13 protein-coding genes and 1 riboswitch are annotated in these 14,352 nt (G+C 40.8%); of the genes, 9 read left to right on the forward strand and 4 right to left on the reverse strand.

Translation table 11 applies throughout. The features are described from left to right. The gene (locus tag KTJ72_RS02735; protein ID WP_217304091.1) at positions 1-1,368 is read right to left on the reverse strand and encodes an aspartate kinase; all 1,368 of its coding nucleotides are present in this window, start codon (positions 1,366-1,368) and stop codon (positions 1-3) included. Positions 1,369-1,545: 177 nt separating this feature from the next. Then, a riboswitch (Lysine riboswitch) is annotated at positions 1,546-1,730 on the forward strand. A gap of 146 nt (positions 1,731-1,876) precedes the next feature. Here KTJ72_RS02735 and lysA point away from each other — a divergent pair. The 7 genes from lysA (at position 1,877) to KTJ72_RS02770 (ending at position 9,095) form a co-directional block, all read left to right on the forward strand. Beyond that, the gene (lysA, locus tag KTJ72_RS02740) at positions 1,877-3,193 is read left to right on the forward strand and encodes a diaminopimelate decarboxylase (protein WP_217304092.1); all 1,317 of its coding nucleotides are present in this window, start codon (positions 1,877-1,879) and stop codon (positions 3,191-3,193) included. A 5-nt stretch (positions 3,194-3,198) separates the two neighbouring features. Then, positions 3,199-3,903 carry a 2,3,4,5-tetrahydropyridine-2,6-dicarboxylate N-acetyltransferase gene (gene dapD, locus KTJ72_RS02745; protein WP_217304093.1) on the forward strand — a complete coding sequence of 235 codons (705 nt, stop codon included), beginning with the start codon at positions 3,199-3,201 and terminating at the stop codon, positions 3,901-3,903. 4 nt (positions 3,904-3,907) lie between these two features. Further along, a complete protein-coding gene (locus KTJ72_RS02750; protein WP_217304094.1) occupies positions 3,908-5,053 on the forward strand; it encodes an N-acetyldiaminopimelate deacetylase in 1,146 nt (381 codons plus the stop codon). A 1-nt stretch (position 5,054) separates the two neighbouring features. Continuing rightward, entirely contained in the window at positions 5,055-5,969 is a 915-nt protein-coding gene (gene dapA, locus KTJ72_RS02755; RefSeq protein ID WP_217304095.1) for a 4-hydroxy-tetrahydrodipicolinate synthase, read from the forward strand. Beyond that, positions 5,969-6,727 (forward strand): 4-hydroxy-tetrahydrodipicolinate reductase, encoded by a 759-nt coding sequence (gene dapB, locus KTJ72_RS02760; protein ID WP_217304096.1) that lies wholly within the window; start codon positions 5,969-5,971, stop codon positions 6,725-6,727. The genes dapA and dapB overlap by 1 nt, the downstream gene beginning before the upstream one ends. Before the next feature lie 11 nt (positions 6,728-6,738). Then, positions 6,739-7,920 carry an aminotransferase class I/II-fold pyridoxal phosphate-dependent enzyme gene (locus KTJ72_RS02765; protein WP_217304097.1) on the forward strand — a complete coding sequence of 394 codons (1,182 nt, stop codon included), beginning with the start codon at positions 6,739-6,741 and terminating at the stop codon, positions 7,918-7,920. Between the two features lie 98 nt (positions 7,921-8,018). Then, complete coding sequence (locus KTJ72_RS02770; protein WP_217304098.1) at positions 8,019-9,095, forward strand: aspartate-semialdehyde dehydrogenase; 1,077 nt, start codon at positions 8,019-8,021, stop codon at positions 9,093-9,095. Between the two features lie 52 nt (positions 9,096-9,147). Here the strand turns inward: KTJ72_RS02770 and KTJ72_RS02775 are convergent, their stop codons facing one another. Together KTJ72_RS02775 and KTJ72_RS02780 are read right to left on the reverse strand one after the other, a co-directional pair. Further along, complete coding sequence (locus tag KTJ72_RS02775; RefSeq protein WP_249419545.1) at positions 9,148-9,609, reverse strand: Fur family transcriptional regulator; 462 nt, start codon at positions 9,607-9,609, stop codon at positions 9,148-9,150. 84 nt (positions 9,610-9,693) lie between these two features. Continuing rightward, entirely contained in the window at positions 9,694-10,113 is a 420-nt protein-coding gene (locus KTJ72_RS02780) for a hypothetical protein (protein ID WP_217304099.1), read from the reverse strand. 167 nt (positions 10,114-10,280) lie between these two features. Between KTJ72_RS02780 and KTJ72_RS02785 the strand changes: the two genes are divergently transcribed. Continuing rightward, positions 10,281-11,315, forward strand: a complete 1,035-nt coding sequence (locus KTJ72_RS02785; protein WP_217304100.1) for a lactonase family protein — start codon at positions 10,281-10,283, stop codon at positions 11,313-11,315. A 40-nt stretch (positions 11,316-11,355) separates the two neighbouring features. Here KTJ72_RS02785 and KTJ72_RS02790 read toward each other — a convergent pair whose 3' ends face one another. Next, positions 11,356-13,719, reverse strand: coding sequence for an ATP-dependent DNA helicase (locus KTJ72_RS02790; protein WP_217304160.1), 2,364 nt, complete (start codon positions 13,717-13,719; stop codon positions 11,356-11,358). A 112-nt stretch (positions 13,720-13,831) separates the two neighbouring features. Between KTJ72_RS02790 and KTJ72_RS02795 the strand changes: the two genes are divergently transcribed. Then, entirely contained in the window at positions 13,832-14,305 is a 474-nt protein-coding gene (locus tag KTJ72_RS02795) for a DUF2798 domain-containing protein (RefSeq protein WP_217304101.1), read from the forward strand. The last annotated feature ends 47 nt before the right edge of the window (positions 14,306-14,352 follow it).

A 14,352-nucleotide genomic window follows, 5' to 3' on the forward strand; every position in this document is an offset into this window, starting at 1 on the left:
TTAATCCTCCTTGAAGAATTGGTTGTAGATGCTTACAACAGCCGAATCAGTGTATTCTTGGTCGATTCCAATCATAATCGCAATCTTGGAAGCGCCTTGGTTAATCATGTTAATTGGAATTTTCTTTTCGGCTAATGGTTTGATGATTTGGCTGATTGAACCAACTGACACGGCCATATTTTCACCAACGACCATGATTAGTGCGTAGTTGTGAATCCATTCTAGTTTGTCAGGATGGATGGCTTCTGAAATTTCCTTACATAGGGCATGAATAGTGTCATCAGAGGCTTGGTTTCTATCAAAGATGATAGTCAAGTCATCGATACCTGATGGCATGTGTTCATATGAAATCCCATACTTTTTGAAAATTGAAAGGATGGTCAAAGTACCACCAATTTGCTTGTTCAATAGGTATGAGTGAAGGTACAAAGCTGAGAAACGATCATCGGCAGAAATCCCGGTGATGACGTGTGAATGCTTTACTTCGTCTTCTGGAACAATCAATGTTCCGGCGTCATCTGGTCGGTTAGTGTTTTTAACGTTGATTGTTACGTGACCCTTGATGGCGGGGATGATTGCTTCATCGTTAAAGACTGAGAAACCAGCGTAGGCCAGTTCTCGCATTTCACGATAACTCATCTTAGTGATTGGATATGGGTTATCCACTAGGTGTGGATTAATTGCGTAGATGGAGCTAACGTCTGTGAAGTTTTCGTATACATCAATATGTAGACCAGTAGCGACAATCGAACCAGTGATGTCTGAACCACCACGAGCAAATGTAGCGATGTTTCCTTCCTTGGTGTATCCAAAGAAACCAGGAAAAACTAATTTTTCATCGTCTGAATATTTGAAGTTTTCCAAATTGGTATAGGTCTCATCCAATAGGTTGGATGCGTTTGGATTAATGTCGTCTAAGACGATTCCAGCATCCTTAGGATCTACGAAACGAGCCTTCATTCCACGACTGTTTAATACCGCAGCCATTAACTTGGCGTTCATTCTTTCACCGTTGGCTTTGAATGCAGCCATTAGGTACTCGTCGCTTTTGTAATCTTTCTTTGCTAGGTTGGTGAATGTGTCCTTAATTCCGGCAAATTCATCTTCATCAACGTCATATGCGTTCGCGATTTCAGCGTAACGACTAATGATTTCATCTAGAGTAGCTTGATAATCCTCTTTGTTGATTACTTGGGTTGCGTATTGAATTAATAGATCTGTGATTTTGACATCATCATCAAAGCGTTTACCAGGAGCGGAAACGACAACGACTTTACGTTGTTCATCTTCTGAAATGATGTTTATAACCTTGGCGTATTGTTCGCTATTGGCTAGTGAACTTCCACCAAATTTTACTAATTTGGACATGTAAATCAACTCGCAATCTTAAATTATTGATTTGTATTTTAACATTAAAAAATAATTAGACAAGTTATCATTTTTGAAATTTTAACGCAATTTAAGTCGCTCATATGGAAGTAAAAAAACATAAAAAAAATTTCAAAAAATCGCTTGACGTAATTCAACTATTAGAATATAGTTAAACGTAATCGAAGAGGTCGCAAGCGAGATTAGTAGATGAAGTCAGTCACTGCAATGACTATGAGCTTTATTGAAAGGTGAACTTGCCGAAGTTAATGATTTTTTGCAGAGATCATTTTCTGGGACGTGTGTGAAGAATGCACGGACTGTCACAAGAAAATATGTCTTGTGGAGCGCTTTCGACAATTGAATCCTAAAAATTAGAAATTGATTAATAAAAATTTTAAAGGTTCTTTTGGATAGTGTTCCCACTCATCCAAAAGAACCTTTTTTGTTTTCAATTTGTCGAGTTTAAAACGACCTAAAGATCATTCGATTAGAAAGGCTGTTTATTATGACAAATCAAATTACAGATAATGACATTAATGCAGATGGACATTTGCAGATAGATGGTTGCGATGCAGTTGAACTTGCTCACCAATTTGGAACTCCATTGATGGTTTACAACGTTTCAGCTATCCGCGATCAATTCCATCAGTTTAATAAGATTTTTGAACAAAACGATATTGATTACGAGATTTCATACGCTAGCAAGGCGTTTGCCAATACAGCGATGTATCAATTGGTGAACCAAGAGGGCGGACACATCGATGTTGTTTCCGGAGGTGAAATTGCAGTTGCTTTGCATGCCGGTTTCCCAGCCGAAAAGATGAGTTTCCACGGTAACAACAAGTCTTTAGAAGAATTAAGACTAGCGATTAAAAATCACGTTGGTGTCATCATGGTTGATAACTTCCATGAAATTGAACTAATCAACCAAGTGGTTGAAGAATTGAATGAAACCACCAACGTCATCATGAGAATTACTTCAGGAATTACAGCTCATACTCATGAATTTATCCAAACTGGTCAGGTTGACAGCAAGTTTGGTTTTGATCTTGCATCAGGCCAGGTTGAAGAAGGGTTTGAACTACTACATAAGAACTCAAGAGTTCATGTATTAGGTTTTCATGCTCACATTGGTTCACAAATTTCATCACCAGATGGTTTCAATGCATTAGCCGTTAAGATGATGCAACTAGCTAACAAGTTCAACACAGAATACGACTTCACTACTAAAGTCTTGGACTTGGGTGGCGGATTTGGAATTCAATATGTTTCAACCGACGGCTACCTAGCTCCTGAAAAGTTTGTTGAAAGTATCATCAACACCATCAAGGAACAAGCCAGTCAATACAACCTACAAATTCCAGCTATCTGGATTGAACCAGGTCGAAGCATCGTCGGTTCAGCCGGTTTAACACTTTACACCGTTGGATCACAAAAGAGAGTTGACGGCATCAAGCCATACGTCGCAGTCGACGGTGGAATGGGTGATAACATCAGACCAATGTTATACGACGCTGAATACGAAGTTGTTTCAGCAAGCAACCCACGCGCCCAACCCGTTGAAGAGGTTCGTTTAGTTGGTAAGTACTGTGAATCAGGAGACGTCTTAATCAAGAACGCATCCGTTCCTAGCCTAAACGCCGGAGACGTCGTTGCCGTCTTAGACACAGGGGCTTACGGTTACTCAATGGCTTCCAACTACAACTTGAACCTAAAGCCAGCAATTGTCTTTGTGGAAAAGGGCAAGGCTCAATTAGTCACGAAGCGTCAATCATTTGAAAACTTATACGAACTAGATAATAACTTAGAATTAGGAGATTAATTATTATGGCAGAACTAAACGCACAAGAAATCATTAGATATATTCAAAACGCAGAAAAGAAGACGCCAATTAAGGCATATATTAATGGAAGAATTGCACAAATTGATTTTCCACAATCAGTAAAGGTATTCGGAAATGATCAAAGCGTAACTGTCTTTGGTGACTGGAAAGACATCGAACCAATCTTGAAGTCAGATTTAGTGACTGAATACGAATTGGAAAACGATTCTAGAAACTCAGCCGTACCACTATTAGACATCAAAAACGTTAACGCTCGTATCGAACCGGGTGCTACTATCAGAGACCAAGTTAAGATTGGTGACCGCGCCGTTATCATGATGGGTGCCGTTATCAACATCGGTTGTGAAATCGGTGAAGACACCATGATTGATATGGGAGTTGTCATGGGTGGTCGTGCCATCGTTGGAAAGCACAGTCATATTGGTGCCGGTGCAGTCCTAGCGGGTGTAATCGAACCAGCTTCAGCTACTCCAGTTCGCATTGACGACAACGTATTAATCGGTGCTAACGCCGTTGTAATCGAAGGAGTTCACGTTGGTGAAGGTGCCGTTGTTGCAGCCGGATCAATTGTTTTACACGACGTTGAACCAAACACATTAGTTGCCGGAAACCCAGCACGAAAAATTAAAGATATTGACGATCAAACCAAGGGAAAGACTCAATTAGAAGATGCACTAAGAAAGTTGTGATGATATGACCTTAGATTTAATTGCGGTGAGACGCCATTTGCATCAGATTCCAGAATTAGCGATGCACGAAAGTCAAACCCATCAATACCTATTAGAATTAATCAACGAATTTTCTACAGATAATATGGAAGTTTTTACTCCTGAACAATTACCAACTGCGATTTTGGTAAAGGTGAATGGAAGCAACTCGACTAAAACCATTGGTTACCGTTGTGATATGGATGCCCTACCGGTTAGTGAAAAGACTGGGTTAGAGTTTTCATCAAAGCACGAATCGGTGATGCACGCATGTGGACATGATATTCACATGACGGTTGCAATCGGATTGTTGGAACACTTTGCTCAACGTCAACCAGTCGACGACTTGATTTTCTTCTTTCAACCAGCCGAAGAAAGTGAAAGTGGCGCCAAGGTAGCAGTCGACAGCAACCTATTTGCAGGTGACTGGCATGTTGATGAATTCTACGGATTACACGACACACCAGAACTACCAGCTGGAACCATTGGCTGCTGCTATCCAACCTTGTTTGCCGGGACCAGTGAAGTAGATATTACCTTAATTGGTAAGAGTGGCCACGCTGCTTATCCACACCAAGCAAACGACATGGTGGTTGCTTCAGCAACACTAATTACCCAATTACAAACCATCGTTTCAAGAAATGTTGATCCAGTCCAAGGAGCGGTATTAACCTTTGGACAAATCAACGGTGGAACAATCAGAAATGTGATTGCCGGAAGAGTAGACATCAAAGGAACCATTCGTGGTTTGAACCAAGAAATGATTCAAACAGTTAAGACCAGGATTATTGAAATATGTAAGGGAATTGAAGTTGGTTTCAACTGTCAAGTGAATGTTGATATCAACCAAGGTGGCTACTACCCAGTCAACAATAACCAAAAGTTAACCGACCGTTTTATGAACTTTATGCAAGCAAATCCAGATGTGGATTTCACAGTCACAATGCCTGCAATGACCGGAGAAGACTTCGGTTACATTCTTCATCACTTTGATGGAACCATGTTTTGGCTAGGTGTTGGTAAAACATCAGCACTTCACACCGACACATTCAATCCTGATGAAAGCTGCATTGAAAAGGGAATTAACGCAATTAGTTCATTTTTAGAATTCGAAATGAGAGAAGACGATTAAAATGACACAAAATATTGATATTATGACCGCAATCATCACACCGTTTGATGATAATGGCAACATTGATTACGCTGCATTAGAAAGAGTCACTCAACACTGCCTAGAAAATGGCAGTCGTGGATTTGTGATTGGTGGAACCACAGGAGAAACACCAACGCTTACCACTGAAGAAAAGATTGAACTATATACTCGCTTTGGTGCCATGGTTGGCGACAGCGCATACGTGATTGCCGGAACCGGTAGTAACAACACAGAAGCAACTATCGAATTTAACCGCCAAGTGCAAACCATCGCCGGTATCGACGCCTTGTTAGTAGTCGTACCTTACTACAACAAGCCCGACCAACGTTCAATGATTGCTCACTTTACCTCAGTTGCTGATCAAGCAACGCTACCAATTTACATTTACAACATCCCAGGTAGAACTGGCGTTACCATGGCTAACGACACCGTAGTTGAACTATCACACCATCAAAACATCATCGGTGTAAAGCAATGTACATCAATGGAAGACCTAGAATACTTGGTTGACCATACAGAAGATGGTTTCCACGTATACAGTGGGGAAGATGCTCAAGCACTATTCGCCAAGGCTATCGGTGCAGATGGCATCATCTCAGTTGCTTCTCACATCTATGGCACCCAAATGCGTGAAATGTATGAAGCACTAGAAATCGGTGACTACCGTCATGCCGGTGAACTACAAAGATGGCTAACCCCACGTATGAATGCATTATTCATGTATCCATCACCATCCCCAGTCAAGGCCGTGTTAAACGCACAAGGCTTTGCGGTTGGGGGATGCCGCCTACCAATTTTGCCATTGGATGACGAAGAACGCAGGAACTTAGCGCGTCACTTGGAACTACCAGAAGACGCATTACTACATGACTTAGGTTTGGAGATGAGAAACTAATGAATATTTTTCTAGCAGGAGCAACTGGATCAATGGGCCAAAAAGTGGTCCACTTACTAGCAGATAAACCAGGATTCGACATCACAGGGATTCTAACCAGTAAAACTGACGTGAATCCAGGTGACTACAACCTATCAGATGACGTTAAAGTCTTTAACAGTTTAGAGGCTATCGAAGGTGACTACGACGTTTGGATTGACTTCACTCAACCAAACATCGTCTTTGATAACGTCAAATACGCAATTGAACACCACATCTCACCAATCGTTGGGACCAGTGGATTATCAGAAAACCAAAAACACGAATTAATCGTCCTAGCTGACGGTGAAAACGTCAACGGACTAATCGCCGCTAATTTTGGTTTATCAGCAGTGCTATTAATGCAATTTGCTCAACAAGCTGCTAAATACTTCTCAGACGTAGAAGTAATCGAAATGCACCATGAAGACAAGACTGACTCACCATCAGGAACTGCCATTCACACAGTCGACATGATGAGTGAAACCAAACAAGGACAAAACATCAACCAAGAAGATGAACCAGCTAGAGGGATGTACTACAAGGGGGTTCCCGTTCACGCTGTTCGACTACCCGGTTACGTGGCCCACGAACAAGTATTATTCGGTGGCCCCGGTGAAGCATTAACCATTCGCCAAGATTCATTCGATCGTGAATCATTCATGCAAGGAGTATGGGTAGCATTAGAAAAGCTTCCTGAACTACACGGCTTGGTCGATGGTCTAGAAAATATTTTGTAGGAAGTGATTGTATGCCAAGAACCAATCCACAGCTTTTGAGAACTTATAACCACCGTTTAAACGGAATCGCACCATCTGGAATTCGTCATTTCGACGACACGATTTCAAAAAACGAAGACCTAATCAAGTTAACTTTGGGGGAACCTGACTTAGATACCCCTGAACATATCAAGCAAGCTGCGATTCAAGGAATCAACGACAACGATTCACATTACTCAGCCCAAGCTGGAAAGGTCGAATTAAGACAATCAATTACTAATTACTTATCTACCCGCTGGGATATTGAATACGATGACGAAGAAGTCGTGGTGACAAACGGAGCGACTCAATCAATTTATTCAGCACTACAAGCAATCGTGAACCCTGGGGATGAAGTTATTATTCCTACCCCAATCTTTTCATTGTACGAACCAATCATTGAAATCTTGGGTGGTCACGTCGTCGATGTTGATACCAGTCAAACTGGTTTTAAATTGACACCAGCATTGCTAGAAGATGCCCTAAAACAACATCCAGGCGTCGTTGCATTAGTAATTAACGACCCTAACAATCCAACTGGTGTATCTTACACCGAAGACGAAGTTAAAAAGTTAGGACAAGTTATCGCCAAATCACCAATCTGGGTACTTTCAGATGAAATCTACGGTGAATTAACCTTTGATCATGATCATTACTCATTAGCACGCGAAATTCCAGACCAAGTGCTATACATCAATGGTTTATCAAAATCACATGCGATGACCGGATGGCGTTTTGGATACATATGTGGTCCAAGCGAAATTATGCAACGAATTAAAATGATTAACGCCTACATGGTGACCTGTGTCGCTGACAACGTTCAAGATGCAGCACTAGAAGCAATGACTAACGGTCAAGAAGACGCCTTTCAAGCTAAGGCAATTTATCAAAAACGTCGTGACTTTGTATCTTCTAGGTTAGATCAAATAGGTGTTGAATACGTGATGCCGACTTCAACATTCTATTGTTTCATCAAAATCGATGATAGTTACGGAAAAGATGACTATCAATTTGGTTTAGACCTAGCCAAAAAGGTTGGCCTAGGGGTAATTCCTGGTCGCATGTTTGGTAAGAGTGGGGAAGGTTACATCAGAATTTCCTTCGCCGCTAGTGAAGAAAAACTAACAGCCGGTCTCGATCGACTAAATAAATTTATTCAATTATTAGGAAAATGAATTGACAAATCTGAAAAATAAAGTATATTAATAATAAAGTGTATGCATATAAAAGACAGATGTCTATTCAAAATAGATAAAAAGTGAGGTTTGTAAAGATGAGAGAGTATAACGTAGCAATTTTAGGAGCAACAGGTGCAGTAGGTATGAGAATGGTCAGACAACTAGAGGACTCCACCGTCCCAGTTAAGAACTTGAAGTTACTTGCTTCAAGCCGTTCAGCTGGTACTAAGATTCAATTCAAGGGTGAAGAAATCGAAGTTGAAGAAACAACTCCAGATTCATTTGAAGGAGTCGACATTGTGTTAGCTTCAGCCGGAGGGGCTACTTCCAAGAAGTTCCTACCAGAAGCTGTAAAGCGCGGTGCCGTATGTATCGATAACACCAGTGCATACCGTATGGACCCAGATGTCCCACTAGTTGTGCCAGAAGTAAACGTTGATCAATTAGCTAACCATCGCGGAATTATCGCCAACCCTAACTGCTCAACCATTCAAATGGTGGTTGCCTTACAACCTGTCTTTGAAAAGTTTGGTTTAAACCAAATCGTTGTATCCACTTACCAAGCCGCTTCAGGTGCTGGACAATCAGCATTAAATGAATTTTACGGCCAAGCTCAAGACTACCTAGACGGTAAGGAAATGAGCGCAGATATTTTACCTACTAAGGGTGATAAGAAGCACTATCCTTTAGCATTTAACCTGTTACCACAAATTGACGTCTTTGAAGAAGACGGTTCTACTCATGAAGAATGGAAGATGGTTCATGAAACTAAGAAGATCATGTTAAACGACATGGATGCTTCAGACATCAAGGTTAACGCTACCTGTGTTCGTGTACCGGTTGCCATTTCTCACGGTGAATCCGTATACTTCGAAGTAGAAGACAAGTCAGCTACTAAGGAAGATATTCAACGCGTTATCGATCAATTCGATGGTGCAGTCCTACAAGACGACCCAGATCATCAAGTATATCCACAACCAATTACCGCAGAAGGCAAGCGTTCAACTTTCGTTGGTCGCATTCGTGCAGACCAAGAAAATCCTGGATGCTTTAACATGTGGGTGGTAGCGGATAACTTGTTAAAGGGTGCCGCTTGGAACACTGTTCAAAACGCTGAAGAATTAGTAAAGCGTGATTTAGTGCGTGTCCCAGAAGACTACTACCGTGGTTAAAAAGGATAAATAAAAAGAGTCACATTCGATTGAATGTGACTCTTTTTTGTTGTTATTGATTATCTTTTTTAGCTAATTCTTCTCTGCAATTTTTGCAAAGGCCAAAGACTTCAATATGAATCTTATTGGTTTGAAAACCAGTTTGATCCATCGCTTCCTTGGCTAATTCTTGTTTTAATTGCTTATAGTTAGGGAAGTCGATATCTTCGATTTTACCGCAATTATCACAAATGGCGTGGAAGTGAGGAGAACCAAAGAAATCATATCTAATTCCACCATCTTCAGCAGGTAGTGCAATGATAATATCTAACTTTTCGAATAATTGTAACGTGTTGTAAATGGTTGCAATACTTAGGTTAGAAAATTCTTGCTTCAAAGCTTCGTAGATAGTGTCTACGGAAGGGTGATTATCATGATTAATTAAATACTTTAAGATAATCTGTCTTTGAGGTGTAATTCTTACATTATTGTTGCGTAAGGTTTCTAAGGCCTTTTCGTACATTTCGTTAGACAAACACTCTACCCCCTTTGATTATTACTTTATAACTATTCTATCTTAATAATAAGATTAAAAAGCCCAGAAAGCAAATAAAATCAACTATAAAGCGTCAATTGCAGCCTTAATTTCATCATTTAATGGTGAAATGTTGAATTGAGAATTCTTATCAGGCCAGTATTGGTGTTTGAATTGAACAATTCGTCTAATTAATTCTAATTCTGCATCGGTAGAAATGTTTAAAACATTAACGTAGACGATGGGGGCATCGCTTTGCAGATTGGAGATACCAGCGACACCGACGAAATGTTTGGTCTCCTTATCCATAACACCCCATAGCAAACCCTTTTGACTCATGATGTCGTTCATGATGGCATTGATGAAGTTGGAAGTGCTCATGATGTCTGCTTTTTCATCTTGTTTCTTTTGAAAATCAATTACTGATTGAAGCTTAAATTCTGTTAACCAATCCATGTAAAAATGTTCGGTGATGATTGGTCTTAATCCTTCAAAACTACGCATAATAAGTCTCCTTAAATTTACTAGACTTTATTATAGTAGAGAAAAACTAAATTTGAAAGAAATCAGGTGTTAATCAAATAATTTTGAATTAACTGTTTAGCATTATTGGCAAAATATGCAATAATAGAAAGGAGATATTAAATTTTAAGCGAAAGTGAGATTTAATTATGACTGAAAAATTCTTAATTGGTACTTACACTAGAGATACAAGTGAAGGAATCTATGAAATCGAATTAGATGAAAACAAAAAGCAATTACAAAACCTACAATTGGTTGCCAAAGCTGGTAATCCAACATATGTAGCCGTTTCAAAGGCCAACCGTTTATACGCCATCGACAAGGGTGACAACGGTAAGGGTGGTGCACTAGCACTAGATAACTCAACTCGTCCCGCTAAGGAAATCAACGTTTGCTTAAACGAAGACACTAACCCAGCATACATCACTGTTGATGAAGGTCGTCAATTTGTTTACACTGCCAACTACCACACCGGTGAAGTAATGGTATACAAGATTGAAGAAGACGGATCACTAACTTACTTAAACAAGGTTGTTCATCAAGGTAACGTGGGTCCACGTCCAGAACAACAAAGTGGTGCTCATCCCCACTATGCTGATCTAACTCCAGATGGCCGTTTAGCTGTTGTCGACTTAGGCCAAGACATGGTTTACGTATACGACATCGCAGATGATGGTGCCTTAACCGAAGTTTCTACATTAAAGATGGAAGCTGGATTTGGTCCTCGTCATGTTGTCTTCGACGAACAAAAACACGTTGCATTCATCGTTGGTGAATTAAGCAGTAAGCTAGCTGTTGTGAACTACGATAAAAACGATGGCAGTTTCCACCTAGACCACATCGTTGCCACTATTCCTGATGACTGGACAGAACACAACGGTGCCGCTGCCATCCGTCTATCAAGTGATGGTAAGTTTGTCTACGTTTCAAACCGTGGTAACAACAGTATTGCGGTCTTTGAAGTTAAAGACAACGGTAAGGTTGAACTAATTCAACTAGCAAGCACTGAAGGTGACTTCCCACGTGACTTTAACTTCAGTAGCGATGAAAAGTTCATGGTAGTTGTTAACCAAAACACTAACGACGCTACCTTATACGAACGCGATGCTAACAGCGGTAAGTTAACTGTTGTTCAAAAGGATGTCCATGTTCCCGAAGGTGTCTGTGTCGCACGCGAAAAATAAATAATTAAAAAAGACTTACGGATTTTCCGTAAGTCTTTTTTTAGTGTTGTTGCCAAAAATGATTCAATTTTTGTTTAGTCTGATTGATGTTAAACGCGGTCGATAATTGACCCTGGTGCCAATTTCTTGGGAAGAGTTTTTGGTAACGATTTTGTTTGAATCGTTGATCCATTAGAACGACGTTTCCGACATCCTGGTTGGTTCTAATTAATCGACCGGCGGCCTGAAAAACATTGTTTAATCCCGGTAGTTGGTAAGCAAAGTCAAAACCATGACCGTTTTCGGCATCGAAGAAGTACTTGATTAAATCATTTTCTGGATTTAAACCGGGTAGTCCAACCGAGACAATCCCGACACCAATGAGGTGGCTACCCTTAAGGTCGATTCCTTCACAAAAGATTCCACCCAGTAGGGCAAAGCCGACCAAAGTGTCATTGTCATCTCGTTTAAACGTATCGATGAATGATTGTCGCTCTTCGGGACTCATTTCGCTTTCCTGAACGAGAACGTCGACGGTTGGATTTTCTTTTTCAAACGCTTCAACGACATCGTTTAAATACTTACCAGATGGTAGGAAGATGAGGTAATGACCATTCTTACTACTAATCATGGCGTTGATGGTATCGACAATTGGTTGAATACTGCTCTTTCGCTTGGCGTAGGTGGTTTGAATGTAGTTGGTAATAATCACCTGTTGGTTATTTGGATTAAACGGCGAATCGATTTCATAGACCAGACTGTCTTCTTCATCCCCTAAGACTCGTTGATAGTAGTCCATTGGTGAGAGAGTGGCCGAGAACAAGACGGCACTGCCACCGAGTTTGAGTGACTCACCGATAAACGGACTGGGGTCCATGCAGAACAGTTTGATGATGACGTTTTGGTCGCGGTCATAAAACATTCTGGTTTTAAACGTGTCGTCATATAGTTCGGCAATCCGTTGAAAACTAAGCAGGGTGAAGTAGTAATCGACAATCGTGTCGTTTAACTCTTCATCCTTTTCGTCTTTACCGAGCCAATCGGATATGACATCGCAGAGCTTATTGAGTTGTTTAACAAACGCGCTTGGCGGATTATCCAAGTGAACGTATTCCTCATCACTTTCGGTTAGCGGCTTGACGTTTAGGGTGTATGACCTGCGGAATGATTTCAATGCCTTATGCAGTCTTTCGTTATCCTTTTGGTCCTTGGTGGCCTTGATTAGGTCTGGTAACACCTTGTTGGAGATTGCTGCCGAGTACATGTCACGGGAACGGTTGACGAGGTTGTGGGCTTCGTCGATTAAAAAGATGTTGTCGGAATCTTCGACCGTGAAGAAACGTTGGAGGTGCACTTGTGGATCAAATAGGTAGTTGTAGTCACAGATGATGACGTCACAGAATTGACTCAGGTCGAGTGAGAATTCGAAAGGGTCAATCTTGTATTGTTCGGCGTATTGTTGAATTACGTCGAAGTCGATTTGATCGACATGTTCCAATACATCCTTGATGGCCGGTTTCAAACGGTCATAGTAACCAATCATGTATGGATTATCTTCAGGCTTTAAATCCTTTTCAGCCTCGAAGGTAATCTTTTCCTTGGCGGTTAAAGTGATGGTCTTGGCCTTTAGTCCCTTATTCATCATCAAGTCCATAGCTTCCTTGGCAACGATACGAGTGCTTTGTTTAGCGGTCAGATAGAAGATGCGATTGGCTAATTCTTGGCCCATCGACTTTACGGCGGGAAAGAGCGTCGAAATCGTCTTCCCAGTTCCAGTGGGAGCTTGCGCAAATAAGTGCTTGTGATTGGCGATTGTCTTGTAGACGACCGCGGAGAAGTTACGTTGACCGTGTCTGAATTCTTTAAACGGAAAGACCATTTGATTGGCGGTCTTGTTTCGTTCCTTAATAATGTCGGTTCTAAGTTTTAGCCATTCTTCGTATTCACTGATGAGGTTGTCGAAGAACTTTTTGGCCTCATCTCGATTGATGGTGATTTCATTGTCGGTGATGTTTTCATCGGGCGTTTGAACATAGGTAAGGGTCAACTTGACCTCATCTAGTTCATCAAATTTTTGCATCAATAGATGGGCGTATACCTTCACTTGACCCCAGTAGAGCGTCATGATGCTTTCCGGTAAGTCCTTAAATTCAACGTCGGATGTCTTAATTTCGATGATTTCGGCATCCTTACCGTCGATTAAAACACCGTCGGCACGACCTTCGATGTGAAAGTCGATGTCGTTGATCTTGAGTTTGGTATCCAAATAGTATTCACTCTCAAAGTGCATGTATTTGCTCTTTTGAAGTTTGCGGTGGATTTGGGCACCTTTTCTAGCAGTATTGGAGCTATTCAAACGGGCGTTTAAGTCACCACTTCTCAGTGTGAACTCGACTAGGTCTCTGATTCCGATGCGATTCAAGATGGTTCCTCCTTTCGTTTAGGATTGATATGTAATTTGTAACAGAATTGTAACTTATGAAAAAATTTTTGATGTGCTAGGCTAAATTATAGAGATAAAAGAAAGGGGTATATTTATGCCTAGAGGATTTAAAGAAGAATTAATGTTTACAGGGATGATGGCCGGACTTATGGTTATCGTTATGGAAGCATATAACATCGCGATGGCTAGCGGAATTCACGCCGGTTTTATTGTCGAAGTACTAGTGGGCTACCCACTAGCATTAGTAGTTGCCGCCATCTTAGATTTAGTGTTAGTTGGCCCACTCGTTAAAGCTATCTTTTTCAATTATATATTCAAACCAGAATGGGAACAAACACCAATTAAGATTGCGCTATGCATTTCAACCATGATGGTACTTGGCATGGTGACCTTAATGTCACTATTTGGAATCATCGTTACCTTTGGTTTTGAAAACATCACATGGGCAATGTATGGTCATGCATGGATTTTAAATCTATGCCTAGCATTACCACTACAATTAGTGATTGTTGGCCCAATCTGTCGCTTACTATTAGGTAAGATTCAAGCCGCAATTGATGAAAAATAATCATGAAAAGCTACCGGATATACGGTGGCTTTTTTTATTTCCTTGAA

The organism is Apilactobacillus waqarii (assembly GCF_019061205.1).
GTDB lineage: Bacteria > Bacillota > Bacilli > Lactobacillales > Lactobacillaceae > Apilactobacillus > Apilactobacillus waqarii.